Below are 25,918 nucleotides of genomic sequence, written 5' to 3' on the forward strand. Positions count from 1 at the left end.
GCCGGCCTCCGCCGCATCCGCGCCGCTCGGCAACGGGCGTTCGACGCTGAACCTGGCGCTGCCCAAGGGCGCCGCCACCGGACCGGGCGATCCGCGCTTCCAGATGGCCGACCAGGTCCGCAACGATCCACGCTCCCACAGCGAGCGGCGCACCGTCGAATCCGCGATCGCCGACGCCGCCGGCACCCTGCCGGTCGTGACCAGCGAGTCGACCAGCGGATCCGGCTCGAAGGTGGTCCGCCAGGGCCGCAAGTGCATGCGGGTCTACGAGAACCGGATCGCCGCGCTCAATCCGACCGACGACCGGCTCAAGGACGCGCCGATGATGGTGGGCGGCTGTTTCGGCAAGTAGCTCGTCACAGGCCGGAAGCCGGAAGCCGGAAGCCGGAAGCCGCGAGCCGCGACGGTCGAGCCGGTGGTGGCCTCGCGCCGTCGGCCCGTCCCGTCCCGTCAGAGGCCGAGCCGGGAAGCCGGCGCGTCGCGCCAGCGGGCCGCGTCGCGCGACGGCGGCGTGCCGTAGAGCCGGCTGTACTCGCGGCTGAACTGCGACGGGCTCTCGTAGCCGACCGCGTGGCCGGCGCGCGCGACCTCCAGGCCCTCGGCCACCAGCAGCCGGCGCGCTTCCTGCAGCCGCAGCTGCTTCTGGTACTGCAGCGGGCTCATCGAAGTCAGCGCGCGGAAGTGGTGGTGCAGCGACGAGGCGCTCATGTGCGCCTCCTTCGCCAGCGCCTCGATGCGCAGCGGCTGCGCGTAGTGCGCCTTGAGCCAGCGGATCGCCCGATGCACGCGCTGCGTCTGGCTGTCGGCGCGGGCGACCTGCGCCAGGCGCTCGCCCTGCTCGGAGCGCAGCACGCGGTAGACCAGCTCGCGCATCGCCATCGGCGCCAGCGCGGCATGGTCTTCCGGATGGTCCAGCAGCCGCATCAGCCGCACCGCCGCGTCCAGCATGTCCGGTGTCACGTCGCTGACGAACAGGCCGCGACCCGGTTCGTCGGCGCCCTTGTCGCCCTTGTCGCCCTTGTCGCCGCCTTGACCAACGCCGGCGCTGCCGTCGCTGGCACTGGCACTGGCACTGGCGCCGTTGCCGTTGCCGTTGCCGCCGTTCCCGCTCCGGGGCGTTCCCCGCGGCGGCGGGCCGGATTGCGCCACCAGCTCGGCGACCTCCTCGGGGTCGAAGTCCAGCCTCAGGCACAGGTAGGGCCGCTCGGGCGACGCGTCGGTCACCCGGGCGCTGACCGGCAGGTCGGTCGTGAACACCATGAAGCGCGCCGCGTCGTACACGTAGCGCTCTTCCCCGAGGCGCACTTCCTTCGCCCCCTGCGCGATCACGCACAGCGACGCCGGCTGCACCGCGTGCGCCATCTCGCCGCCGGGCGCGTCCAGCCGGATCGCCAGCACCCGGGGCAGCGCGGTGGCCCAGAGGCCCTCGCGCGGGGCGTGGCGCCGCAGCAGGTCCGCCAGCGTGGCGGTGGCGGAGGCGGCCGTCGGCGCGACCGCCGCCGGTGTGGCCACGGTGGCCTGCATGGTCGGGGTCGTGACCTGCGTTGACGTCGAATCGCTCATGCGCTCACCCTCACCCGGCGCGCATGAGCTGCTCGATGTCGGCTCGCGGCGGCGTGCCGAAGAGCCGGCGGTACTCGCGGCTGAACTGCGAGGCGCTCTCGTAGCCGACCTGGTGCGCGGCCGCCGCGGCGTCCAGCCCGCTGCCCAGCATCAGCCGGCGCGCGTGCTGCAGCCGCAGCTGCTTCTGGTACTGCATCGGCGACATGCTGGTCAGCTGCTTGAAGCGCTGGTGCAGCGTGGACGCGCTCATGTGCGCGACCTCGGCCAGCTCGTCGATGCTGATCGGCTCGTGGAAGCGGCGGTTGAGCTCGTCGATCGCGCGGGCGAGGCGGCGCGTCGCGCTGTCCTGCTGCGCCAGCGCGCGCAGCCGCGGCCCCAGCGGCCCGGTCAGCACGCGGTAGAAGATCTCGCGCTGCAGCAGCGGCGCCAGCACGCGCTGGTCCTGCGGGTTGTCCAGCAGCTGCATCAGCCGCAGCGCCGCGCCGAGCAGCGCCTCGGATACCGGCGCCACGTTCAGCCCCGCGTGCGCGGGCGCCGGCGCGTCGCCGCAGGCCGGCCCGACCTCCAGCATCAGCTCGGCCAGCGTCGCGGTGTCGCAGTCGATGCGCACGCACAGGTAGGGCTTGTCGGGCGTGGCCTCGATCACGCCACCCTTGGGCAGCATCGGCATCGACACGAGCAGGAAATGCAGCGGGTCGTAGTACAGCGTCTGCGTGCCCAGCTCCACCTTCTTGCGCCCCTGCAGCACGATGGCCAGGCCCGGCTCGTACAGCGCGGGCGCGGTCTTGGGCGTGCTGCAGCTGGCCTTGATCAGCTGGAGGCAGGGGATGGCGGTGACGCGCGAGCCGTCGCCGTCGACGTGGCGCAGGGTCAGGTCCACCATCTGCGCGCGCAGGGCCTGCAGCGCGCCGGGGAACCCGTCGGCCTGGGAAATCGGGATGGGAGCGACCATGCGGCGGATTGTGCAAGTGCCTCGCGCGCGCCGCCAGCGCCTGCCCGCGCGTGGCGCCGGGTTCCGGACGATTGGGCAAGGACGGGCGAGGTTTGCGCTGGTTGGACCGGGGGGCGGATTCCTAAGCTGACGGACATCGCGGCGTTCATGCCGAAGGCCGCGTCCACCTCGCTTCAAGGAGTAGCGCCATGACCATCATGTCCAGGGAACCGCTCAACAACCTGCCGCAGCTGCCGCGCCGCCGCCTGGGCGCGCACGGGCCGGAGGTCTCCGCGCTCGGGCTCGGCTGCATGGGGATGTCCGACTTCTACGGCCCCGCCGACGAGGCCACGTCGATGGCCGTCCTGCACCGCGCGCTGGACCTCGGGATGAACTTCCTCGACACGTCCGACATCTACGGCAACGGCGCCAACGAGCGCCTGCTGTCGGGCCTGCTGGCCAACCGCCGCCGCGAGGTCGTGCTGGCCACGAAGTTCGGCATCGTCCGCAACGCGCAAGGCCTGTCCGCCGGCGTCGACGGCCGCCCGGCCCATGTCCACGCGTCCTGCGACGCCAGCCTGCGCCGGCTCGGCGTCAACCACATCGACCTGTACTACCTGCACCGCGTCGACAGGTCGGTGCCGATCGAGGAGACGGTCGGCGCGATGGCCGAGCTGGTGCGCGCGGGCAAGGTGCGCCACCTCGGCCTGTCCGAGGCCTCGGCCGAGACGATCCGCCGCGCCCACAAGGTGCATCCGATCGCGGCGGTGCAGTCGGAGTACTCGCTGTGGACCCGCGACGTCGAGGCCGAGGTGCTGCCGACCTGCCGCGAGCTGGGCATCGCGCTGGTGCCGTACAGCCCGCTGGGCCGCGGCTTCCTGACCGGCGCGATCCGCAGCGCCGGCCAGTTGGCGGCCGACGACTGGCGGCGCGTCAACCCGCGCTTCCAGGACGGCCACCTGGCGCAGAACCTGGCGCTGGCCGACGCGATCGTCGCCCTGGCGCGCGACCACGGCCTGGCGCCGGCCCAGCTCGCGCTGGCCTGGCTGCTGGACCGCGGTCCGGACGTGGTGCCGATCCCGGGCACGCGCTCGACCGCGCGGCTGGAGGAGAACGCGATGGCCGCGCGGATCCGCCTCAACGACGTGCTGCGCGAGGAACTGCGCGACCTGCTGGAAGCGCATCCGGTCGCCGGGGAGCGTTATCCGGAGGTGTCGATGGCGCTCGTCAACGCCTGATCGGCGCCTGATCGACGAGGACTCCGGCGTCGCGTCCCGGCGCGGCGAGCAGCAGCCCGGCCGGCCCCGCCCGCCGGGCTTTCTTCATGCCCTCAGGCAGTGAGGCCGAGGAAGGCCGCCATGTCGGCGTAGGCCTCGTCGAGGGCCGCCCGGAAGGCGGCGTCGCGCGGCCGCTTGTCGATGAAGCCGAGCTCGGGCACGAGCGTTCCGCCCTCGACTCGCAGGTTGGCCCAGCCGATGACGCGCTCGCCCCAGAGCATCGGCAGCGCGTAATGGCCCATCGTGCGCTTGGCCGCCGGCGTGTAGGCCTCGAAGCGGTAGGCCCAGCCCCACAGCCGCTCGAAGCGGCGGCGGTCCCAGACCAGCGGATCGAACGGCGCGAGGAAGCGCAGCCGGTCCGGCTCGACGCGGTGGGCGCGCGAGGCCGGGTTCTCGTCGGCGGGCCAGTACCAGACCTCGCCGTCGACCTTCGCATGCGCCCAGCGCGTCTTCGCGTGCTTGAGCACCGCGCGGGCCTCGGCCTTCAGGTGCGGCGCGCCGTAGCCCAGCAGCGTCGTCAGGTAGCCCAGGCTGGGCGAGGGCAGCGGCGCGTACAGCGCCACGATCATGTCCAGCAGCGCGGCCGCGCGCGCGTGGCGGGCCTCGGGGCTGTCGTCCTGCGGCGCGTGGTCGATCGCCTCGTAGACCCGCGTGCCCGAGTCGCGCCGCGCCACGCGCAGCAGGCCGCGGTAGTGCATGCCGTCCAGCAGGTGGGTGCTGGCGTTGAGCTCGCCGCCCCAGTAGCCCTCGACGCGGCCGTGGGTGAAGGCCTTCAGCACGTCCTGCGGATGGGTGCGGCCGCGCGCGCGGACGAATTCGAGCACCTCGGCCGCGCGGGCATGCATCGCGTCGTCCCAGGCGCGACGCGCCACCCGCGGGTGCAGCAGCGCCAGCGTCTCGCGCGCCAGGAAGCCGTAGTTGACGAGGCAGTCCTCCTCGACCGCCAGCCGCGCGTAGCGCGACTCGAGCTGCCCGGCGCGGTAGTCCTTGACCCGGTGCATCAGGATCAGGTCCTGCGCCCGCGCCGGCGCGCGGATCGGGTCGGCCTGCACGAAGCCCAGGCGCTGGATCGCGCGCAGCAGCGTGGTTGGCTTGAAGAAGGTGCGGGCGATGGCATGACGCCGCAGCGCGTCGTGGTCGATCACGGGCATGAGGAAGGGCGAGGGTCGAAAGGCGGAAACGGTAACGCCGATCCGTCCTGGACGTGTCAGCAGGGCGGGGCGTGTAGCGGGTTGGAGCGGGTTGGAGCGGGTTGGAGCGAGCAGGGCGAGGCGGGCACGCTGGCCCGCCATCCGGCTCACAACGGCGCGAAGCCGCTGGGCGCCTGCTCGACGGTGTCCATCTGCATCTCGAAGCTGAAGAAGCGGTTGCGGCCGCGGGACTTGGCCGTGTAGAGCGCGTCGTCGGAGCGCCGCAGCAGGCCCTCGACCGAGGTGTCGGCATCGGGCACGCAGGTGGTGATGCCGCCGGAGAGGGTGACGTAGGACTCGACCGAGTCGGGGTGCAGCATGTTGCAGTTGCGCAGCGTGCGCATCACCGCCCGGGCGAAGGTCATCGCGCCGGAGCGCGGCGTGCCCGGCAGGATCAGCGCGAACTCCTCGCCGCCGTAGCGCGCGGCGCAGTCGCGCGGGCGCCGGCAGGTCTGCTGCAGCAGCAGTGCCACGCGCTGCAGGCAGGCGTCGCCGGCGAGGTGGCCGTAGCTGTCGTTGTAGCGCTTGAAGTGGTCGATGTCGCACAGCACCAGCGTCAGCGGCTGCTGGTCGCGCCGGGCGCAGGCGATCTCCTGGCCGAGCCGGGCGTCGAAGGCACGGCGGTTCATCAGCCGCGTCAGCGGGTCCTCGCCGGAGAGCTTCTCCAGCCGCTCGTTGCTGTTGCGCAGCTCGTCCGAGACCTCCAGCAGCCGCGCCTGCATCCGTCGCAGCCGCTGCATCGCGCGCAGCTTGGCCTGCAGCACGGTGTTGGAGACGGGCTTGACCAGGTAGTCGTCGCCGCCGGACTCGATGCCCTGCCAGAGGTCCTGGTCGCGGTCGCGGCTGGACAGGAAGATGATCGGCGTCCAGCCGCCGTTCTCGTGCGCGCGCATCTGGCTGGCGACCCAGTAGCCGTCGTGGCCCGGCATCTCGACATCCAGCAGCACCAGGTCCGGGCGGTCGCCGTCGAAGCGCGCCAGCGCGCTGTCGCCGCCGTCGGCCTCCAGCGTGTGGTGGCCGATCGCCTGGAGCTGGCTGCACAGGAAGCCGCGCGTGCTCGCCTGGTCGTCCACGACGAGGATGCGGAGCGGCGGCAGCGAGGCGGAGGGATCCATGGCCGGCGGCGTCGACAGGCGGCAGCGAGGCGTGCCGACGCCGATTATGCGGGGCGGGTCCGCGGCCCGGCAGCCCGGGTATGCCTCAAGTGGGGGACGGCGGCGGGGCGGCGGCCGGGCCGGCCTGGCGGCGCTGCTCCCGGGTGTCCATCTGCATCTCGTAGCTGAAGAAACGGTTCCGGCCGGTGGACTTGGCGTTGTAGAGCGCGTCGTCGGCGCGGATGATCAGCCCCTCGGCGCTGGTGCTGTCGTCGGGCAGGCAGGTGGTGATGCCGCCCGAGAGGGTGATCGTCGCCCCGGTGGGCGAATCCGGATGGGGGATGGCCGCCAGCTCCACGGTGCGCATCAGCGCGCGGGCGTAGGTCATCGCGCCGGAGCGCGGCGTGTTGGGCAGGATCAGCGCGAATTCCTCGCCGCCGTAGCGGCCGGCGCAGTCGCTGGGGCGGCGGCAGGTTTCCTTGAGCAGTTGGCCGACGCGGCGCAGGCAGGCGTCGCCGGCGACGTGGCCGGCGGCGTCGTTGTAGCGCTTGAAGTGGTCGACGTCGCACAGCATCAGCGTCAGCGGCTTGCCCTCGCGGCGCGCCAGGTCCAGTTCCTGCTGCAGCCGCGCGTCCAGCGCGCGCCGGTTCATCAGGCCGGTCAGCGCGTCGACGCTGGACAGCTCCTCGAGCTGCGCGTTGGCCGCGCGCAGGTCCTCCGACATCTGCACCAGCCGCGCGCGCATCTGCGCCAGGCGCTGCATCGCGCGCAGCTTGGCGTGCAGGATCATCGCGGAGACCGGCTTGACGAGGTAGTCGTCGCCGCCGGCCTCGATGCCCTTCCAGACGTCCTCGTCCTGGTTGAACTGCGACAGGAAGATGATCGGCGTCCAGCCGCCGGGCTCGGCGGCGCGCATCTCGCGGGCGGTCCAGTAGCCGTCGTGGCCCGGCATCTCCACGTCCAGCAGCACCAGGTCGGGCCGGTAGCGGCGGAACAGCTCCAGCGCCCACTCGGCGCTGTCGGCCTCCAGCACGCGGTGGCCGGTGCGGTCCAGCTCGGCGGTCAGCGCGACGCGGGTGGCGCTCTGGTCGTCGACGATCAGGATGGTCAGCGGGGACGGCGTGGCGGGCGGGGCATGCATCCGGCGATTCTGCCGCGCGGACCGCGCGCCGGAAATGCTCAGGGCCGCGCGAGGCGGCCCTGAGTCGGGGGATCAAGTCGCCGCGGGTGCGGCAAATGACCGGTCCGGGGTGAGGGGAATTACAGACTCACGGTGCGAGTCGGGGCTTACAGCCCCGCTGCTGCGCGCAGCGCCTTCGCTTTGTCAGTCCGCTCCCAGCTGAACTCCGGCTCCTCGCGGCCGAAGTGGCCGTAGGCCGCCGTCTTGCCGTAGATCGGGCGCAGCAGGTCCAGCATCTGGATGATGCCCTTGGGACGCAGGTCGAAGTGCTCGTTGACCAGCGCGGCGATCTTGTCGTCGGAGATGACGCCGGTGCCTTCGGTGTAGACGGTGACGTTCATCGGACGGGCCACGCCGATCGCGTAGGCGACCTGGATCTGGCACTGCTTGGCCAGGCCCGCGGCCACGATGTTCTTGGCCACGTAGCGCGCCGCGTAGGCGGCCGAGCGGTCGACCTTCGTCGGGTCCTTGCCCGAGAACGCGCCGCCGCCGTGCGGGCAGGCGCCGCCGTAGGTGTCGACGATGATCTTGCGGCCGGTCAGGCCGCAGTCGCCCTGCGGGCCGCCGATGACGAAGCGGCCGGTCGGGTTGACCAGGTACTTCGTGTCCACCAGCCACTCCTTGGGCAGCACCGGCTTGATGATCTCCTCGATGACGGCCTCGTAGAACTCGGGCTTCATCTTGTCGCCCAGCGACATCTCCGGCGCGTGCTGCGTCGACAGCACGACGGTGTCGATGCTGTGCGGCTTGCCGTCGACGTAGCGCATCGTGACCTGGCTCTTGGCGTCCGGACGCAGGAAGGGCAGCCGGCCGTCCTTGCGCAGTTGGGCCTGGCGCTCGACCAGGCGGTGCGCGTAGTAGATCGGCGCGGGCATCAGCTCGGGCGTCTCGTCGCAGGCGTAGCCGAACATCAGGCCCTGGTCGCCGGCCCCGGTGTTGAGGTGGTCGTCGGAGGCCTGGTCCACGCCCTGCGCGATGTCGTTGCTCTGCTTGTCATAGGCCACGAGCACCGCGCAGCCCTTGTAGTCGATGCCGTATTCGGTGTTGTCGTAGCCGATGCGCTTGATCGTGTCGCGCGCGACCTGGATGTAGTCGACGTGGGCGTTGGTCGTGATCTCGCCGGCCAGCACCACCAGGCCGGTGTTGCACAGCGTCTCGGCGGCGACGCGGGAGCGCGGGTCCTGGGCCAGGATCGCGTCGAGGATGGCGTCGGAGATCTGGTCGGCCACCTTGTCGGGATGGCCTTCGGACACGGATTCCGAGGTGAAGAGGAAATCGCTCGCCAATTTAAACTCCTGTGATGCAGTCTTCGGGCGTTGCCGAGACCTGGGAGTCAGGCGGCGAACGCTTTAGCGGAATTTGTGAATCGCCCCGCAAGTTGTCCAGATTAACTCGGCGATTGGGGGCGGATTATAGGAAAGAGCCCGCACAGGGCGTCGGACGGTCGATGGGAAAACTTGGGACTTATGCGCTGATTGCCCTGTTGTGGCTGCTCCACTGGCTGCCGCTGCGCTGGCTGGCCGCCCTGGGCTGGGGGCTGGGCGCGCTGCTGCATCGCGTGGCCGGATCGCGCCGGCGCGTGGCGCGGCGCAACGTCGAGCTCTGCTTCCCCGACATGCCGCTGGCCGAGCGTGAAGCGCTCGTGAAGGAACACTTCGGCTGGCTGGGCCGCAGCCTGCTCGAGCGCGGCCTGCTCTGGTTCGCCTCCGATCGCCGGCTGCTGCGGCTGATGCGCATCGAGGGCAACATCAAGCTCTCCGAGCAGGTCGACCGCCCGGTGATGTGGCTGATGCCGCACTTCGTGGGCCTGGACTGGATCGGGCCGGCGCTGATGCTCAACCAGGCGCGTCCCGGCGCCAGCATCTACCAGCGCCAGAGCAACGCGGTCTTCGACGACGCGCTGCGCCGGGCGCGCTCGCGCTTCGGCACGACCAAGCTGGTCGACCGCCAGGAAGGCGTGCGCAGCGTGCTGCGGGCGATCCGCGACGGCTATTCCTTCCTGAACCTGCCCGACATGGACTTCGGCCCGAAGGACTCGGCCTTCATCCCGTTCTTCGGCGTGCCGGCCAACACGCTGCTGGCGCCGGCCAAGATCGCCGAGACCATGAAGATGGTGGTGCAGCCGGTGATCGTGACGATGCTGCCCAAGGGCGAGGGCATCGTGATCCACGCGCACGAGCCGCTGGCGGGGTACCCGAGCGGCGACGTGGAGGCCGATGCGAACCACTTCCATCGCTGGCTCGAAGCGCGCATCCGGGAGAATCCGGCCCAGTACTTCTGGGTCCACAAGCGATTCAAGACCCGCCCGCCCGGCGAGCCGTCGCTGTATTCCCGATAATCCGCCCCCATGAAACTGCGCTTCACCAAGATGCAGGGCGCCGGCAACGACTTCGTCGTGCTGGACGCCACGCGAGAGCCGATGCCGCTGAGCAGCGAGCAGCTGCGGCGCGTGGCCGACCGCCGCTTCGGCGTGGGCTGCGACCAGGTGCTGGTGATCGAGGCGGCCAGGACGCCCGGCGTCGACTTCGGCTACCGCATCTTCAACGCCGACGGCTCCGAGGTGGAGCAGTGCGGCAACGGCGCGCGCTGCTTCGTGCGCTTCGTCGTCGACAAGGGCCTGACCGACAAGCGGACCATCCGCGTCCAGACGGTCAACGCGCTGCTGGAGCTGCGCCTGCGCGAGGACGGCCGCGTCACCGTGGACATGGGCGCCCCGGTCTTCGACCTGCCGAGCATCCCGTTCGATCCGAAGGGCGCGACGCCGCGGCCGATGAACGACAACTACGTGACGTGGCCGCTCGAGCTGGGCGACGGCATGACGGCGGAGGTCGCCGTGCTGTCGATGGGCAACCCGCACGCGGTGCAGCGCGTCGACGACGTCGACCACGCGCCGGTGGGCATCGTCGGGCCGCTGGTGGAGAACCACGAGGCATTCCCGCGTCGCGTCAACGCCGGTTTCCTGCAGGTGATCAGCCGCCGCGAGGTGAAGCTGCGCGTCTTCGAGCGCGGCGCCGGCGAGACGCTGGCCTGCGGCACCGGCGCGTGCGCGGCGGTGGTCGCGGGGATCCGGCTGGGCTGGCTGGACGAGGCGGTCGAGGTGCACACGCGCGGCGGCGACCTGCGCATCGAATGGGCCGGCATGACGCCGGGCGGCCCGGGGCTGTCGGCCCCGGTCTACATGACAGGGCCGGCGCAGACGGTCTTTGAAGGAGAAATCGAACTGTGAGCGGCATCGAAGGCATCACCGAACAAGACATCGCCGACTACCTGGCGAATGACCCGGCGTTCTTCGAACGCCACGCCGAGCTGCTGGCCAATGTCCGGATCTCGCATCCGCACGGCCAGCGCGCGGTGTCGCTGCAGGAGCGCCAGGCGGAACTGCTGCGCGACAAGATCCGCGGCCTGGAGCACAAGATCATCGAGATGATCCGCAACGGGCAGGAGAACGTCGCGATCGCCGACCGGCTGCACCGCTGGACGCTGGCGCTGATGCTGACGCGCGACGACAGCCAGCTGCCCGAGGTGCTGCTGCGCGAGCTGCGCCACCAGTTCCTGATCCCGCAGGCCAACCTGCGGCTGTGGAACGTCGACGCCGGCCATGCGCTGGCGCCGTTCGCGGCCGAGGTCAGCGCCGACGTGAAGACCTTCGTCGGCAGCCTGAACCAGCCGTACTGCGGCATCAATTCGGGCTTCGAGGCGGCGCGCTGGCTGGAGGACGACGTGGCCTCGCTGGCGCTGGTGCCGCTGACCGCGGGCGCGCCGGCGCAGCCGTTCGGGCTGCTGGTGCTGGGCTCGCCGGATCCGACGCGCTACACGGCGGAGATGGGGACCGAGTTCCTGGCCCGCGTCGGCGAGATCGCGAGCGCCGCGCTGTCGCGCCTGCTGGACGCCGATCCGCATGCCCACGCCCATGTCGCCGTCCAGCCTGACTGACGAGCAGCACCGCTACCTGGAGTTCCTGCGTGTGCAGCGCCGCCTGGCGGAGCGCACGCTGACCCTGTACTCGGACGCGCTGCGGCGGCTGGCCGCTTTCGCCGCGGCGGAGGACCTGGCGCTGATGCGCCTGTCGGCGCCACAGGCGCGGCGTTTCCTCGCCAAGCTGCACACCGAGTCCCTCAAGCCCCGCACGCTGGCGCTGATCCTGTCGGCCTGGCGCGGCTGGTACCGCTGGCTGGGCCAGCAGGGCCTGGTCGACGCCAATCCGATCGCCGACCTGCACGCGCCCAAGCAGGGCCGGCCGCTGCCCAAGGCGCTCGGCGTCGACGACGCGGTGCGCCTGGCCGATCACCACCAGGGCGCGGCCGATCCGGTCGCCGAGGCGCTGGAGCGCTGCGTGGTGGAGCTGCTGTACGGCAGCGGGCTGCGGGTGTCGGAGCTGGTGGGCCTGGACGTGCGCCATCACGCCGTCTCGGCCGGCTGGATCGTGCCGGAGGCGGCCGAGGCGCAGGTCCTGGGCAAGGGCGCCAAGCGGCGCGCCGTGCCGCTGGGCTCGGCGTCGATGACGGCGCTGGGCGACTGGCTCGCCGTGCGCGGCCAGTGGGCCGCGGCGGACGAACCGGCGCTGCTGGTCGGTCCGCGCGGCCACCGGCTGAGCGCCGACCAGGTCCGCAAGCGCCTGAAGCAGCGCGCGCTGGCGGCGGGCATGCCCACGCATGTCCATCCGCACATGCTGCGCCACTCGTTCGCGTCGCACCTGCTGCAAAGCAGCGGCGACCTGCGCGCGGTCCAGGAACTGCTGGGCCACGCCAACATCAGCACCACCCAGGTCTACACGCGGCTGGACTTCCAGCACCTGGCCAAGGTCTACGACGCGGCGCACCCGCGTGCCCGCAAGAAATAACCGACTGCCCCCGATGCCCCGCTTCGTTCCGCCCGCTCCGACCTTCCCCGCCTTCCCGACCCGTCCGCTGCTGCTGTGCTCGGCGCTGCTCGCCGCGCAGCTGCAGGCGCATGCGCAATCGAGCGCCCCGGCGCCGTCGGCCGATCCCGCCGGCGCGGCCGGCGCGAAGGTCGTCACCGCGACCGACAGCCGTCCCGCGGCCTTCGAGCTGAACTGGTCGCCGATCACGATGCCCACCGGCGAGAAGACCGCCTTCCTGAGCGCGAGCTACATGGTCGCGATCAACGAGGACTGGGGCCTGGGCCCGGCCGCGTACGGCGCGGCCAAGGGGGCGTACGGCGGCCTGTTCACCGTCGGCTTCAACGTGCAGCGGCGCTTCCGCATCGCGCAGGACTGGCACCTGGCCGCGAGCCTGTACGCGGGCGCGGGCGGCGGTGTCAGCTCCGACCAGGTGCGTCCCGGCGGCGGCCTGATGCTGCGGCCGGAGCTGTCGCTGCGGCGCGAGTTCGGCAACTGGTACGCCGGCGTGGGCGTGTCGCACGTGACCTTCCCCAACGGCAACGGGAACATCCGCGACACCGGCGTCGCGTTCACGATCGGGCGGATGGACCGGTTCCTGAGCTTCTCGCCGAGCGAGTCGGGCTCGCCGGGTCGCACCGGCGACCGCACCGGCATGGGCTTCGATGAGATCGCGCTGAGCGCCGGTGTCGAGAAGCCACGCAGCGGCAGCCGCACGCGCGGCGGCGTGCCGCTGACGGGCCGCAAGGGCAAGGCCGGCGGCGACCTGCGGCAGTACTTCGGCAACGGCGCGTCGTGGTGGGGCCTGGAGGCCTCGGGCGCCGCGTCGGGCGGTCACGACGGCTACATGGAGATCCTGGCCAACGCCGGCCAGGACTGGGGCATCGGCAGCGAGCGGCTGCGCATCGGCGGCCAGTTGTCGTTCGGCCTGGGCGGCGGCGGCGACATGGACACCGGCGGCGGCTGGCTGGTGCGGGTCGGCCCGACGCTGCGCTGGATCACGCCGTGGGGCCCGACGCTGCGGCTGGACGCGGGCTACATGAAGGCGCCGTGGGGCAACTACGACTCGCTGCAGGTGCGGGGCTCGGTGGCGCTGCCGCTGGAGAAGGCCTCGCGCATCCTGAGCAGCCCGCCGCTGGAGGCGGGCACGGTGCGCGCGCAGACCTGGTACCTGAGCGTCCCGCACTTCAAGGAATTCGTCTTCAAGGATGGCAGCCGCGCCGGCGTGACCGGGCTGGGGCTGGGCATGACGCGCGACTTCGGCGGCCCCTGGTACGGCGTGGCCCACGCGGGCAGCGCGGCGCTGGGCAAGGCGGGCGCGTTCTCGTACGGCATGTTCGGCCTGGGCGCGCAGACGCCCAAGTGGAACGGCCTGCGCTTCGGCGCCGAGGGGCTGGTCGGCGCGGCCGGCGGCGGCGGCGTGCAGGTCGGCGGCGGCGCGGTGTCGCAGGGCGAGCTGTGGGGCCAATGGGAAGGCACCGGCAAGGACCGGCTGCGGGTCAAGGTCGGCGTCGGCCAGTGGAAGGCGCTGGGCGGCGAGAAGCACAGCACCCCGATGGTCAGCCTGAACATCGGCTGGGCGTTCGGGACGCTGGGGCCGGCGGCCAGGCGCTGACGGCGCCGACGGCGCGGCGGTCCTTCGGCGCCACCGGGAGGCGGCGCGACGCCTGACCTGGACGAATTATTGAGTTTTATCGGCCAGATCGATAAATTATCGCTTTGCCGATAATTGGCCGATAAAACGATGATCGCCTTTCCCCGAACCGACCTTGCCCAGCAGCTGGCGTCGGCCTTGCTGGGCCAGTCGCTGTTCGGCGACGCCCACAACGGCCTGTTCCTGTCCGCGCCGCGGCGCACCGGCAAGTCCACCTTCCTGCAAAGCGACCTGCAGCCCGCGCTCGAGGCGGCGGGCGCCGTGGTCGTCTACACGGACCTGTGGGGCGACACCGGGCGGGATCCGGCGCTGGTGATCGCGGACGCCATCGGGCGGGCGCTCGAACCGCAACTCGGGCTGGTGGCGCGGGCCGCGAAGAAGGCCGGCCTGGACAAGCTCAGCCTGGCGGGCTGGCTGCAGGTGGATACCAGCCGGATCGGGCGCCTGGACGGGCTGACGCTGGTCGAGGCGCTGCGCGCGCTGCACGAGACCGCCGGCAAGCCGGTCGCGCTGATCATCGACGAGGCCCAGCATGCGCTGACCAGCGAACGCGGCGAGGCGGCGATGACCTCGCTGAAGTCCGCGCGCGACCAGCTCAACCGCCGCGACGCGGTCAACCTGATGCTGGTGATGTCCGGATCCGATCGCGACAAGCTGATGCGCCTGGTCCATTCGAACGCGGCGCCGTTCTTCGGTTCCCAGGTGCAGCGGATGCCGCCGCTGGGGGCGGACTTCATCGCCCACGTCGCCACGCTGATCGAGGCCCAGCGTCCGTCGCTGGCGCCGGTGGACCAGGCGGCGCTGCAGCGGTCCTTCGAGGCCTTCGGCCATCGGCCGCAGCTGTTCATGGCGGCGTTGGGCGAGGTGCTGAGCCCGCTGTCCGGCGTGCGCGGCCGCTTCGAGGCGGCGCTGCTGGAGGCCGCCGCCGCGCGGCAGCGCGTGGATGCCGAGCAGATGGAATCGGACTTCCTCGGGCTCAAGCCGATCGAGCAGGTGGTGCTGTGGCGGATGCTGGACCAGGGCAGCCTGTTCCGTCCCTACGACGCGGAGGCGCTGCGCTTCTACGCCGAATTGCTGGCGCAGCCCACCACGGTGGCGATGGCGCAGCGGGCGCTGGAATCGCTGCGCCAGCGGATGCCGGCGCTGGTGTGGAAGTCGGCCCGGGGCGAGTACGCGGTGCAGGATTCGTCGATGCACCGCTGGTTCGAGGCGCGTCGCCAGGCGGGCGAGTGGCCGCCGGTGCCGCGCCAGGTGCTGGCGGGTGTCGGCGACGACTGAGCCGTCGTCATCGGGGACAATCCCGCCCCTATGAAATCCATCCGACTGCGCGAGGGCAAGGACCGCTCGCTGCTGCGCCGCCATCCGTGGGTGTTCCAGGGCTCCATCGAGAAGGGCAAGGCCGACGCGGGCGAGACGGTGCGCGTCGAATCCGCCGAGGGCGCCTTCCTGTGCTGGGCCTCGTACAGCCCGGAGTCGTTGATCCGCGTGCGGGCCTGGAGCTTCGACGAGCACGAGCGCATCGACGCCGCCTTCTTCGAACGCCGCATCGCCGCGGCGATCGCGCTGCGCGCGCGCATGCCGATCGACTCGGACGCGGTGCGCCTGATCCACGGCGAGGCCGACGGCCTGCCCGGACTGATCGTCGACCGCTACGGCGACACGCTCAGCGCGCAGTTCCAGTCCGCCGGCACCGAGCGCTGGAAGCAGACCATCGCCGATCACCTGCTCGCGCAGACCGGCCTGACGCGCCTGTACGAGCGCTCGGACGCGAACGTGCGCACGCTCGAGGGCATGGCCCCGGTCACCGGCTGGCTGCGTGGCGACGGCGGCACCGAGCTCGTGATCTCGGAGAACCAGTGGAAGCTCAGCCTGGACGTGGCCGAGGGCCACAAGACCGGCTACTACCTCGACCAGCGCGACAACCGCCGCAAGTTCGCCGAGGCGGTGAAGCACTACGGCTGCCGGTCGGTGCTGAACTGCTTCAGCTACACCGGCGGCTTCTCCGTCGCGGCGCTGGCCGGCGGCGCGACCGAGGTGATCAGCGTCGACTCGTCGGCGCCCGCGCTGGCCCGCGCGACGGCGCACGTCGCGCTCAACGGCTTCGATCCGGCGCGCCACACGGCGCTGGACGCGGACGTCAACCACACGCTGCGCGACCTGCTCAAGCAGGGTCGCCGCTTCGACGCGATCGTGCTGGACCCGCCGAAGTTCGCGCCGACGGCCGCGCATGCCGAACGCGCCGCGCGCGCCTACAAGGACATCAACCGCCTCGGGCTGATGCTGCTCAATCCGGGCGGCCTGCTGTTCACCTTCTCGTGCTCGGGCGGCGTGGGGCCGGAGCTGTTCCACAAGATCGTGGCCGGCGCCGGCATCGACGCGGGCGTGGACGGGCTGATCCTGGACCGGGTCGGCGCGACGCCCGATCACCCGCAGACGATCTATTTCCCCGAGGGCGAGTACCTCAAGGGCCTGCTGATCCTCAAGCGCTGAGGGTCAGGGCGCCGGCAGCGCCAGGCGGGGCTCGAATTTCGCCCGCTTGACGCTGAAGAAGGCCTTCACGTTGCGGACGTTGGCCTGCTGCGTGAACAGCCGCTGCACCAGCGCGTGATAGGCCGGCATGTCCGGCACCTGCAGCACCAGCACGAAGTCCGGCCCCGGCGCGACGCGCCAGCACTGCTGGACCTCGGGCGCCGCCACGGCGATCGCCTCGAACGCGTCCAGGTGCTCGGCGCCCTGGCGGTCGAGCGTGATCTCCACCAGCGCCGACAGGCCCGCGCCCAGCTTCTCCGGCGACAGGATGGCGACCTGTTTCTCGATCACGCCGGTCTCGACCAGCCGCCTCACGCGGCGCAGGCAGGTGGCGGGGGAGACATGGGCGCGCTCCGCCAGCGCCTGGTTGGACAGCGACGCGTCCTGCTGCAGCAGGTCCAACACCCGCAAGTCGATGGCGTCCAGGGTGACAGAAGATTCCATGCTTGATGCTTCGGTGAAAGAATTCACCATGTGGTGAATGCGATGACTGATTCTTTCACCAAGTAGTGAAGTTTGAAAGCATCCACCTTGCCGACCTGCCTAGCATCGCGCCATTCTCAATTCGACCGGAACTCCCGGGGAGACCAGCATGTGCGGCATCGTCGGCGCAGTCAGCCAAAAAGACATCGTTCCCATCCTGATCGAGGGCCTGAAGCGCCTCGAGTACCGCGGTTATGACTCCTGCGGCGTGGCGGTGCACCAGGACGGCCAACTGCGCCGGGCGCGCAGCACCTCGCGGGTGTCGGAGCTGCAGACGCTGGCGGCGCAGGACGGCGTGGCCGCCGGCACCGGCATCGCGCACACGCGCTGGGCGACGCACGGCGCGCCGGCGGTGCACAACGCGCATCCGCACTTCTCGCACGGCCCGGGCGCCGAGGCGCACGAGCTGCCGGGCCGCATCGCGCTGGTCCACAACGGGATCATCGAGAACCACGACGAGCTGCGCGCCGAGCTCAAGGGCCGTGGCTACGTGTTCCACAGCCAGACCGACACCGAGGTCATCGCGCACCTGGTCGATTTCCATTACCACGGCGACCTGCTGGAGGCGGTGCAGACGGCGGTGGGCCAGCTGCGCGGCGCGTATGCGATCGCGGTGTTCCACAAGGACGAGCCGCACCGCGTGATCGGCGCGCGCGAGGGCTCGCCGCTGGTGCTGGGCGTCGGCAAGGACGACAGCGCGGGCGCGAACTTCCTGGCGTCGGACGCGATGGCGCTGGCGGGCGTGACCGACCAGATCGTCTACCTGGAGGAGGGCGATGTCGTCGACCTGCAGTTGGGCCGTTACTGGATCAGCAGCAAGGACGCGGCGACGGGCCGCTTCGTCAATGTCGAGCGCGAGGTGAAGACCGTGCAGGCGCACAGCGGCGCGGCGGAACTGGGCCCGTACCGGCATTACATGCAGAAGGAGATCTTCGAGCAGCCGGTGGCGATCGCCAACACGCTGGACGCCGTGACGGGCATCAGCCCGGAGCTGTTCGGCGACGGCGCGTACCGCGTGTTCAAGGAAGTGGACTCGGTGCTGATCCTGGCGTGCGGGACCAGCTACTACGCGGGCTCGACGGCGAAGTACTGGCTGGAGAGCATCGCCAAGATCCCGACCAGCGTGGAGATCGCCAGCGAGTACCGCTACCGCGACAGCGTGCCGAACCCGCGCACGCTGGTGGTGACGATCACGCAGAGCGGCGAGACGGCGGACACGCTGGCGGCGCTGAAGCATGCGCGCTCGCTGGGGATGCAGCACACGCTGACGGTGTGCAACGTGCCGACGAGCGCGATGGTGCGCGAATGCGCGCTGGCCTACATCACGCGGGCGGGCGCGGAGATCGGCGTGGCGTCGACGAAGGCGTTCACGACGCAGCTGGTGGGGCTGTTCCTGCTGACGCTGGCGCTGGCGCAGACGCGCGGGCACCTCAGCGAGGAACAGGAGGCGGAGCACCTGAAGGCGCTGCGTCACCTGCCGGTGGCGGTGCAGGCGGTGCTGGCGCTGGAGCCGCAGGTGATCGCGTGGAGCGAGGAGTTCGCGCGCAAGGAAAACGCGCTGTTCCTGGGCCGCGGGCTGCATTACCCGATCGCGCTGGAAGGGGCGCTCAAGCTCAAGGAAATCAGCTACATCCACGCGGAGGCGTACCCGGCGGGTGAGTTGAAGCACGGCCCGCTGGCGCTGGTGACGGCGCAGATGCCGGTGGTGACGGTGGCGCCGAACGACGCGCTGCTGGAGAAGCTCAAGAGCAACATGCAGGAAGTGCGGGCGCGGGGCGGGGAGCTGTTCGTGTTCGCGGACGGCGACACGAAGATCGACAGCGAGCAGGGGCTGCATGTGATCCGGATGCCGGAGCACTACGGCGCGCTGAGCGCGATCCTGCATACGGTGCCGCTGCAACTGCTGGCGTATCACACGGCGTGCGCGCGGGGCACGGACGTGGACAAGCCGCGGAACCTGGCGAAGAGCGTGACGGTGGAGTGAGCGGGCTGGGGCCTCGTCGGCTGGACACCGGGACCGGCGTGGCACCAGGGGCGGATCAGACGCCTCCCGCGGACACGATCGGTCCGGTGGGCTTGCCGGTCGGAGACCCTCCGGCGGGCTCGAGGCTGACGGCGAACGCGCTGGTGTCCAGCAGCAGATCCGCGCGATTCACCGTGGTCGGCGCTTCTCCAGCGCGGATCAATCCGAGCGAACGAGGCGCGCCGACTTTCGGGACGGCCCACAGCTCCAGCGCGTGGGCGCCATCGACGGTGACGGGCGCCAACGGCTTCAGCACCAGCGCGCGCCCATCCGCCGACACGCTCGCCACGAAGCCCGTCGGCATGAGTTGAAGACCCTCCGGCGTGCTGCGAAGCACGACCACCACGGGCGGGGCCTCGGGCAACGGGCGGCTCAGCATCGCGGCGAGCACCAGCGACGCGGCGATCGCGCCCGCGCTGATGCCCCGCCACAACAGCAACTGGGCGCCGCGGCGCTTCATGCGCTCAGCGCCGCCGTCGGTCGCCGCCGGCGCTTCGTTGGCGCTGCCGAACAGCCGCGCCTGGATGCCGGCCCACACGCGCTCGGGTGGCTCCACCGCCTCCACTTGGCCGGCGAGCAACTGCAGCCGCGCGTGCCACCGGGCCGCCGCCAGCGCCAGCGCGGGATGGGCGGGCATCAGTCGCTCGAAGCGGCGCCGCGCGCCGCCCCGGAGCGTGCCCAGCGCGTAGTCCGCGGCCAGGCGTTCGGCGCGTTCGCGGTGTCCGTAGTCCATCAGGACGCCTTTCCGAACGCGCCCAGGCGCTCCGTCGCGCGGTCCAGGCAACTGCGCAGGCTCTGCAGCCCGCGGCGGACCCAGCTCTTCACCGTGCCCAGGGGCTGGCTCATGTGCTCGGCCACCTCGGCGTGCGACAGCCCCTGGTAATAGGCCAGCGCCAGGCTGCTGCGCTGCTCGCCGCTCAACCGGTCCATGCAATGCGCCAGCGCGTGGGCCCGGCTCGCGTCGTCGAGCAATTGAAGGGGGCCGGGCGTATCGCTCGGAAGGCCCGCGAGCAGGTCCGGTTCATGCGACGCCGGATCGCCGGCGTACCCTTCCAGCCCTCCAAAGCGGCTGATCGTGACGGGCTGGGCGGCCTTGCGCCGCATGCTGTCGATGGCGCGATGGCGAGCGATCGCGGTGAGCCAGGCCATCGCCTGGCCCTGGTCGCGATCGAAGGCCGCGGCCTGGCGCCAGACCGACAGGTAGATCTCCTGCAGGACATCCTCCGCCAAGGCCCGGTCGCGGTTGATGCGGAGCACGAAGCCGAACAGCGTCGCGCTGGTGGCCCGATAGAGCTGCGCGAAGGCGTCCCGGTCGGACCGCGCCACGCGGTGCATCAGCTCCGCCAGCCAGTCGTCCCGTTGGGCATGCACGGCCTGCGCGGCCGCCCCCGTGTGTCCGGAACCCGCGTCTGAGGCGTCGGAGGAAGGTGTCATGCCGCGTTGTACGCAGCGCGCGCCGGATTGGATGACCGCGGTGGACCTGGATGCCCGATCCCCGCGCCGGCACGGGCCGCGACCGCTCAACGCATGGCCACGGGCGTCCAGAAGATGTAGTCCGCCTGGTAGTCCACGACCTGCTTCTGGCCGAGGCTCGTGGCGTCGCAGGCGGTGCGCGGCGCCACGCCGCCCTGGGTCGCCACGCGCTGGACATGGCTGACGCCCTGCATCACCCCGGTGCCCGTGGCCGGATTCGCCTTCACCAGCTGCAGCGGGATGCTGTCCGCGCCGGCCGGCGCGACGGCGAGCTGGGTGGCGGTGATCTTGGAGCCATCCCGCGATTCCCAGGTCGCGGGCGGGCCGTAATACTTGCCGACCGTTTGTCCCTGGCGGTCCTTCAGCGTGGCGTCGGGGCCGACGAAGACCCATTCGAATTGCCCTGCCGCGTCCTTCTTCGCCCGGCATTCATAGGTGATCCGGCCGACGCCCACGGTCTCCATGGCGATCTGGTGGCCTTGCGGCACCTGCACCGCGGCGGGCAGGCCGGCCTGCGAGAAGGCCGGCGCCCGGGCGCCGGAGGAGCCGGACATGGCGCAGGCGCCGAGCATCACGACCGGCGCCAGCGGCGCCAACAGCGTCAGGACGGACTTCGCGCGGGGGGACATCGTGTTCATCGCAGCTCCTCGTGGGGTGGGACAAGGCCGCCCGGCCCTGCCTGAGACGCTCTACGCAGGCCGACCCGCCTTGGATGCATTGCTTTCCGATCGCCACGACGCGGATTTCCCGGCTCGGAAGCGCCGGCGGACCGTGACGCGCCAGGTCCGCGGTTCCGCCGGATGCAGATGCCGATCCGCGACCGGAGCCGTTTCACCGGGAAGGCGGGACTCGTAGAAGTACTCGATGTCGTTGACACGCCGGTCGAACAGGTTGAACACGTCCAGCGTCCATTCGGTCTTCGGGCTCAGCTGCCTGCTCACGCGCAGGTTGGCCGTCAACGAGGACCGCGAGCGCGCGCTGTTGTCCTCGATCAGCGGCGCCGAGCCGAGGTAGCGCCACTGCAGGCTCGCGGACCAGGGACCGACGTCCTTCATCGTCACGCCGACGGAGGCGACCCGGTCGACGGCGTTGGGGATGCGGCGCCCGGCCGGGTCGCGATCCGCGAAGCGCGCGCGGGTCCAGGCCAGGTCCGCGTCGATCAGCAGCCACGGGAGCGGGACGAACCGGTTGTTCCACTCCACCCCGCGCCGCGTGCTGGGGCGGTTGGCCTCGGTCGATCCGGCATCGCCGACGTACAGGAGCTCCGAGTCGAAGTCCAGTCGCCACACCGCCAGCGACGTCTGCAGGCCCGGCAGCCATTCGCTGCGCAGCCCGACCTCGCGGCCGCGGGCACGGACCAGCCCGGGGACGGCGTCCACGGCGTCGCCCGAGCGCGGGTCGACACGGGTGGTGACGCCGCGCGCGTCGTTGCTGTGCAAGCCGCGGCCGGCGTTGAGGAACAGCTCGGTCCTCGCCCACGGGCCGAGCACCAGCGACCCCGTCGGCGACACCGCCGAGTGACGGGCCGCGCCCGAGTTCAGCGGTTGCGACAGGCTGTCCACGTGGAAGCGCGCCTGGTCCGCGCGCAGGCCGATCACCGCGCGGGCCCAGGGCGTCAGCTCGATGCCGGTCTGCGCGAACACGCTGGACAGCGTCTCCCGCACGCGATCGTCCCGCGTCGTGCCTACGACGGCCCGTGCCGCGGTGTCGAACAGCCCCACGCGCGCGCGATCCTGGCGCACTTGAACGCCGGCCTCGCTGCGGGCCGGCCAGGCGCCGATCGAATGCTCGACCGCATGGCTGGCGCTGAAGCCGCGGACGTGGCGATCGTCCTGCTGGGCGAACTGGTCGCCGGTGTCCGGGCGCTCCAGCGCATAGGTGAAGTTGGAGTACAGCGACAGGCGATACGCCACCGCATAGGCCGCCGCGCGGGTCGTGCGCGCGCCGTCCTGCCGCGACCAGTCGACCGAGACACCGGTGCGCCGGGTCCGGCCGCCGTCGGTCGTATCGATCGCGTCGAAGCGTCCGAAGGGCCGGCCTTGAAAGGTCCCGGCCTCGATGAGCCGTTGCGGCACCTGGTCGGTGGCCGTCCAGTCCGCGCGGTAGTCCATCAGGCCCACGCGCCACCGGTCGTCGCCGTGGGCGCCTGACAGGCTCAGCAGCAGGTTGCGGCGATGGAGCCTTTCCGGCACGCGCCAGGGGCCGTCGTTGCCCATCGCCTCGACGGCACCCAACGCCTGCACGCCGTCGGCGACGCGGGCGGATCCGGCCGCGAGCGCGCGCCGGTAGCGGCCCTCCCCGGCGGTGAGGCTCACGAAGGGCGCGTCGAGTTGGCGCAGGTAGTCGATGTCGGCGGAGCCCGCCGCGGAGAAGTCGCCATTGCGCGCGAAGTACGGCCCCTTGCGGTAGTCGATGCGCTCGACCAACTCCGGGATCAGGAAGTTCAGGTCGGCATACCCCTGGCCGTGGGCGTGGCTCGGCATGTTCACCGGCACGCCCATCACGCTCGTGGCGAAGTCCGTCCCGTGATCCAGGTTGAAGCCGCGCAGGAAGTACTGGTTGGCCTTCCCGTCGCCGCTGTGCTGCGTGACGATCAGGCCGGGCACGAACTCCAGGACTTCGCCCGGCCTCAGCACCGGGCGATGCTTGAGCAGCGGTGCCCGGATCGTTCCTTGCGACGCGGCGTCGCTGCTGCCGACCGCGTTGTCGTAGTGCCGGCCGTCGACCTGGACCCGCATCAGGGTCACCGGCGGCGACGGCTCGGATGCCGCCCCCGCCGGCGCCGCGTCGGACGACTCGGCGGGCCGGACGCCGGCCGGCGCCTCGGGACCGGGCGAGGCGCTCGCCGCCGCGCCCAGGAGGATCAACGCCGGGAGGGCGGCCATGCGAAGCGTTCTGGTCGTCATCCGCCGAGCCCCAGGAGCCGCAGGTCGAAGAGGCGTTCGACGAGCCACACGATCGCGATGGCCGCGACGGCGACCGAGCACGCGTCCAGCACCCAGCGCGGATACCCCCGCCAGCGACGCGCGGTCCATGCCAAGGGCACGAGCGCGGCGACGATCGTCAACTGCCCGGCCTCCACGCCGAGGTTGAAGAGCACCAGCGGCAGCGCGAGATCGGCGTGCGCCAGTCCGAGGTCCTTCAACGCGCTCGCGAAGCCGAAGCCATGCACCAGCCCGAAGGCGAAGGTGAGCCGCCATCGCGTCTCCACCAGCACGGGCCGGAGGTTGTTGAGCGCGGCCAGCAGCACGCTCAGCGCGATGAGGCTCTCCACCCATCGGGACGGCGGATTCAGCACGTCGAAGACGGCCAGGCCCAGCGTGATCGAGTGCGCGACGGTGAACGCGGTCACCACGCCGAGCACGCGCCAGAACGCGGGCCGCCAAGCCGCGGCGGGCCACCAACGGTCTCCCGACCGCGTCAGGACGGCCGGCAACAGCAGCACGACGAGGAAGAGCACATGGTCGACGCCGATCCAGATGTGGTGCACGCCATCCAGGAAGAGGGCCAGCGATCCGGCCGGATCGGCCGATCCGCCATCCTGCGAGGGGCAGCTCGCGCCGGACGCGGGGCCGAGTCCTAGGGGCAGGCTCAGCGCCGCGCTGCCCGGCGCGATGACGGTGGTCCGCGTCGACCCCGCCATCGTCCGCGCGAGGATGCCCCGATGCGTCGGATCGGTCGCGGCGAAGAGGCCGTACGACAGGGAGGCGGTCGCCGGCGAAGCCGTGCACGACCACGTCCGCGTCAGCACCGCATACCGGCCATCGCTGTGCTGGTCCAGTTGCAGCGGCGCGAACGCGCCGGGCATGCAGGCGGCGCCGGCGGCATCGCCCACCTCCAGCCGCAGGTCGCGGCCGACGAGCGCCTCGATGTCGGCGGTGCGGCCTCGCACCTCGCCCCAGCGCAGCAGCCCGTCGTCGTCCGCGTCCAGCACGAGGTCGCGGTCCAGGTCCCGAAGGGCGATGTCGGCCCGCAACGTCACCTGCCAGCCGTCGACCGAGAGCCGCAGGTAGGCGTCGCTCGCCTTGTGCGCCCAGGCCGCGGGAGCGAGGCCCGAGAGCGCGAGGGCCATCGCCGCGGCGACCCGCCAGGCACCAGGCCCGCTCATCCCGGCTCCTCGATCCGGCGGTCCCGCAGGCCGTGCTCGCGGGCGAAGGCGCGCACCGGCGCGGCCGACTCCGGGTGGCCGGCGGCCTGCGCGGCGCGCACCAGCAACACGGCATCCGCGGGCTCGCGCTGGAGGGCCCAGTTCAGCTCGGCCTGCCGCAGCGCGAGCGGGGCATCACCGAGGACATCCAGCGCGAAGCGCGCGCGTTCCCGCGCATGACTGGTGTCGCCGCGCAGCGCGGCCGCGTCGAAGCGCGCCTGCATCTCGGTCTTCGCCGGGACCGCGTCCGGGGCGCCCATCTGCTTCCAGGCGATGGCGAGCCGAAGCAACAAGGCATCGGGCAACGCGGAGAGCAACGGGCCGGTCTCCGTGGCCTGGCCCGCCCGCACCAGCGACGCGGCCTGTGCCGGACGTCCCGCGTCCAGCAGCCAATCGGCATAGGCCGCGCGCGCGTACAGGCCGTCGTCGAGCGACAAGGCCTTCGCATACAGCGCGCCCGCCTCCGGACGGCCCTGGCGTTCGGCCAGTTCCGCCTGCAGCAGCGCCAGCCAGGCGTGCGGCGCCTGCGGCGCGCGATCCAGCGCCGCGAGCCGGTCGCGCGCCGCGCGGTCCCGCCCCTGCAGGCTGTCGAGTTCCGCCAGGCAGGCCTGGCCGTGCGGCAGCGACAGCGGCGGCGCGGCGAGCCGCTCGCACCCGGAGCGGGCCTCGTCCCAGCGTCCGCGCACCTGCAGCACGCCGGCGCGGGTGAACTCGGCCTGCGCGCGCAACGCGGGCGCCAGGTCGCGCTCGCGCAGCAACCGGTCGAGCTCCGTCAACGCCGGATCGAAATCGTGCTGCGCCTGCAGCACCGTGGCCTTGAGCAGCCGGACCGCCGGGGGCGCCGCGGGATCCGTCCACCACGGGCGCAGCCAGGCTTGCGCGGTGCCCAGGTCCCGCGGATCGCCGAAGCGGCGGCCGCGGTCGATGGCCTCGCGGGCCGCGCGCAAGGCCAGGCCCAGGTCCCGGGGCTGCTGGGCCAGCACCCGTTGCTCCGCGCGCAGCCGCGCCCGTTCCGTCGCCGATCCGGCGCGCGACGGCAGCCGTTCCACGACCTCGTCGTCGTGTCGAGGGCGGGACGGCTCGGCCACCGCGGCGGCCATCGCGATCGCGAGGAGGATCGCGAGGGCCCGCGGCAGGGACGACGGGGCCGGGCCGGCGAGCGCCTCGACCCGTTCGGCGCTCACGTGACGGGCGCCGGTTCGTCGGTCTCGCTGGTGGGGGGCACCGTCACGTTGTCGGCCGTCAGCGGCTCCGCGGTCTCGCTGCCGGACTGGGCCGTCGTCAGCGTGAACTGCGTGTAGGCGGCGGGCGAGGCCAGCGCGCTGTCCGGGATGGCGCCGCCGGCGGGCTGGCCCGGCATGTCGGTCGCGTCGTCGCCGCCGCCGCCGAAGCAGCCGGCCACGAGCGTCGCGGCGGCGATCGCCGTCAGGCGCAGCGCGGGGCGCCGCCACCGGTTGGCCGGATCCGGCGCGGTCCGGCCGGCCGTGACAGGGAAGGGCGTGGTCATGACGGGCTC

Annotated in this window: 24 protein-coding genes; 10 read left to right on the top strand and 14 right to left on the bottom strand. The window is 71.9% G+C overall.

From position 1 onward, the window contains the following. On the top strand, positions 1 to 352 hold a 352-nt coding region (locus N5D62_RS07480; protein ID WP_279757044.1), incomplete at its 5' end, for a hypothetical protein. 98 nt (positions 353 to 450) lie between these two features. On the opposite strand, the gene N5D62_RS07485 is transcribed toward N5D62_RS07480, so the two are convergent. Together N5D62_RS07485 and N5D62_RS07490 are read right to left on the bottom strand one after the other, a co-directional pair. Beyond that, positions 451 to 1,524 (bottom strand): AraC family transcriptional regulator, encoded by a 1,074-nt coding sequence (locus N5D62_RS07485; RefSeq protein ID WP_279757045.1) that lies wholly within the window; start codon positions 1,522 to 1,524, stop codon positions 451 to 453. A 49-nt stretch (positions 1,525 to 1,573) separates the two neighbouring features. Next, entirely contained in the window at positions 1,574 to 2,515 is a 942-nt protein-coding gene (locus N5D62_RS07490) for an AraC family transcriptional regulator (protein WP_279757046.1), read from the bottom strand. 188 nt (positions 2,516 to 2,703) lie between these two features. On the opposite strand from N5D62_RS07490, the gene N5D62_RS07495 reads away from it, so the two are divergent. Then, positions 2,704 to 3,732: an aldo/keto reductase gene (locus N5D62_RS07495; protein ID WP_279757047.1), complete on the top strand. Its 1,029-nt coding sequence runs from the start codon at positions 2,704 to 2,706 to the stop codon at positions 3,730 to 3,732. Positions 3,733 to 3,824: 92 nt separating this feature from the next. On the opposite strand, the gene N5D62_RS07500 is transcribed toward N5D62_RS07495, so the two are convergent. The 4 genes from N5D62_RS07500 to metK form a co-directional block, all read right to left on the bottom strand. Next, complete coding sequence (locus N5D62_RS07500; protein WP_279757048.1) at positions 3,825 to 4,922, bottom strand: crosslink repair DNA glycosylase YcaQ family protein; 1,098 nt, start codon at positions 4,920 to 4,922, stop codon at positions 3,825 to 3,827. A gap of 146 nt (positions 4,923 to 5,068) precedes the next feature. Then, a complete protein-coding gene (locus N5D62_RS07505; RefSeq protein ID WP_279757049.1) occupies positions 5,069 to 6,076 on the bottom strand; it encodes a diguanylate cyclase in 1,008 nt (335 codons plus the stop codon). An 85-nt stretch (positions 6,077 to 6,161) separates the two neighbouring features. After that, positions 6,162 to 7,196 carry a diguanylate cyclase gene (locus N5D62_RS07510; protein WP_279757050.1) on the bottom strand — a complete coding sequence of 345 codons (1,035 nt, stop codon included), beginning with the start codon at positions 7,194 to 7,196 and terminating at the stop codon, positions 6,162 to 6,164. Positions 7,197 to 7,342: 146 nt separating this feature from the next. Then, complete coding sequence (gene metK / locus N5D62_RS07515) at positions 7,343 to 8,521, bottom strand: methionine adenosyltransferase (protein ID WP_279757051.1); 1,179 nt, start codon at positions 8,519 to 8,521, stop codon at positions 7,343 to 7,345. A 161-nt stretch (positions 8,522 to 8,682) separates the two neighbouring features. Between metK and N5D62_RS07520 the strand changes: the two genes are divergently transcribed. The 7 genes from N5D62_RS07520 to N5D62_RS07550 all read left to right on the top strand — a co-directional run bounded on the left by N5D62_RS07520 (position 8,683) and on the right by N5D62_RS07550 (position 16,237). After that, positions 8,683 to 9,573 (top strand): lipid A biosynthesis acyltransferase, encoded by an 891-nt coding sequence (locus tag N5D62_RS07520; protein ID WP_279757052.1) that lies wholly within the window; start codon positions 8,683 to 8,685, stop codon positions 9,571 to 9,573. A gap of 9 nt (positions 9,574 to 9,582) precedes the next feature. Continuing rightward, entirely contained in the window at positions 9,583 to 10,461 is an 879-nt protein-coding gene (dapF, locus tag N5D62_RS07525; RefSeq protein WP_279757053.1) for a diaminopimelate epimerase, read from the top strand. Continuing rightward, on the top strand, positions 10,458 to 11,168 hold the full coding sequence (locus N5D62_RS07530) for a DUF484 family protein (RefSeq protein ID WP_279757054.1): 711 nt from the start codon (positions 10,458 to 10,460) through the stop codon (positions 11,166 to 11,168). Before dapF ends, N5D62_RS07530 begins: the two co-directional genes overlap by 4 nt. Beyond that, positions 11,134 to 12,075, top strand: a complete 942-nt coding sequence (locus tag N5D62_RS07535) for a tyrosine recombinase XerC (protein WP_279757055.1) — start codon at positions 11,134 to 11,136, stop codon at positions 12,073 to 12,075. Before N5D62_RS07530 ends, N5D62_RS07535 begins: the two co-directional genes overlap by 35 nt. Before the next feature lie 13 nt (positions 12,076 to 12,088). Then, positions 12,089 to 13,708, top strand: a complete 1,620-nt coding sequence (locus tag N5D62_RS07540) for a hypothetical protein (RefSeq protein WP_279757056.1) — start codon at positions 12,089 to 12,091, stop codon at positions 13,706 to 13,708. 129 nt (positions 13,709 to 13,837) lie between these two features. Next, positions 13,838 to 15,025 (top strand): AAA family ATPase, encoded by a 1,188-nt coding sequence (locus N5D62_RS07545; protein ID WP_279757058.1) that lies wholly within the window; start codon positions 13,838 to 13,840, stop codon positions 15,023 to 15,025. A 30-nt stretch (positions 15,026 to 15,055) separates the two neighbouring features. Continuing rightward, on the top strand, positions 15,056 to 16,237 hold the full coding sequence (locus tag N5D62_RS07550; protein ID WP_279757059.1) for a class I SAM-dependent methyltransferase: 1,182 nt from the start codon (positions 15,056 to 15,058) through the stop codon (positions 16,235 to 16,237). A 3-nt stretch (positions 16,238 to 16,240) separates the two neighbouring features. On the opposite strand, the gene N5D62_RS07555 is transcribed toward N5D62_RS07550, so the two are convergent. Further along, on the bottom strand, positions 16,241 to 16,720 hold the full coding sequence (locus N5D62_RS07555) for an Lrp/AsnC family transcriptional regulator (RefSeq protein ID WP_279757060.1): 480 nt from the start codon (positions 16,718 to 16,720) through the stop codon (positions 16,241 to 16,243). A 148-nt stretch (positions 16,721 to 16,868) separates the two neighbouring features. Here N5D62_RS07555 and glmS point away from each other — a divergent pair, with 148 nt between their 5' ends. Beyond that, positions 16,869 to 18,743, top strand: a complete 1,875-nt coding sequence (glmS, locus tag N5D62_RS07560) for a glutamine--fructose-6-phosphate transaminase (isomerizing) (protein ID WP_279757061.1) — start codon at positions 16,869 to 16,871, stop codon at positions 18,741 to 18,743. Between the two features lie 55 nt (positions 18,744 to 18,798). On the opposite strand, the gene N5D62_RS07565 is transcribed toward glmS, so the two are convergent. The 7 genes from N5D62_RS07565 to N5D62_RS07595 all read right to left on the bottom strand — a co-directional run bounded on the left by N5D62_RS07565 (position 18,799) and on the right by N5D62_RS07595 (position 25,909). Next, complete coding sequence (locus N5D62_RS07565) at positions 18,799 to 19,515, bottom strand: anti-sigma factor (RefSeq protein WP_279757062.1); 717 nt, start codon at positions 19,513 to 19,515, stop codon at positions 18,799 to 18,801. Continuing rightward, on the bottom strand, positions 19,515 to 20,153 hold the full coding sequence (locus tag N5D62_RS07570) for a sigma-70 family RNA polymerase sigma factor (RefSeq protein WP_279757063.1): 639 nt from the start codon (positions 20,151 to 20,153) through the stop codon (positions 19,515 to 19,517). The genes N5D62_RS07565 and N5D62_RS07570 overlap by 1 nt, the downstream gene beginning before the upstream one ends. Before the next feature lie 149 nt (positions 20,154 to 20,302). Next, positions 20,303 to 20,827 carry a DUF3455 domain-containing protein gene (locus tag N5D62_RS07575; protein ID WP_279757175.1) on the bottom strand — a complete coding sequence of 175 codons (525 nt, stop codon included), beginning with the start codon at positions 20,825 to 20,827 and terminating at the stop codon, positions 20,303 to 20,305. A 117-nt stretch (positions 20,828 to 20,944) separates the two neighbouring features. After that, positions 20,945 to 23,140, bottom strand: a complete 2,196-nt coding sequence (locus N5D62_RS07580; protein WP_279757064.1) for a TonB-dependent receptor — start codon at positions 23,138 to 23,140, stop codon at positions 20,945 to 20,947. 17 nt (positions 23,141 to 23,157) lie between these two features. Then, positions 23,158 to 24,363, bottom strand: coding sequence for a HupE/UreJ family protein (locus N5D62_RS07585; protein ID WP_279757065.1), 1,206 nt, complete (start codon positions 24,361 to 24,363; stop codon positions 23,158 to 23,160). Then, positions 24,360 to 25,586 carry a hypothetical protein gene (locus tag N5D62_RS07590; RefSeq protein WP_279757066.1) on the bottom strand — a complete coding sequence of 409 codons (1,227 nt, stop codon included), beginning with the start codon at positions 25,584 to 25,586 and terminating at the stop codon, positions 24,360 to 24,362. The genes N5D62_RS07585 and N5D62_RS07590 overlap by 4 nt, the downstream gene beginning before the upstream one ends. Further along, the gene (locus tag N5D62_RS07595) at positions 25,583 to 25,909 is read right to left on the bottom strand and encodes a hypothetical protein (RefSeq protein ID WP_279757067.1); all 327 of its coding nucleotides are present in this window, start codon (positions 25,907 to 25,909) and stop codon (positions 25,583 to 25,585) included. Before N5D62_RS07595 ends, N5D62_RS07590 begins: the two co-directional genes overlap by 4 nt. Positions 25,910 to 25,918: the final 9 nt, after the last annotated feature.

Source organism: Mitsuaria sp. GD03876 (genome assembly GCF_029840635.1).
Lineage (GTDB): Bacteria > Pseudomonadota > Gammaproteobacteria > Burkholderiales > Burkholderiaceae_C > Roseateles.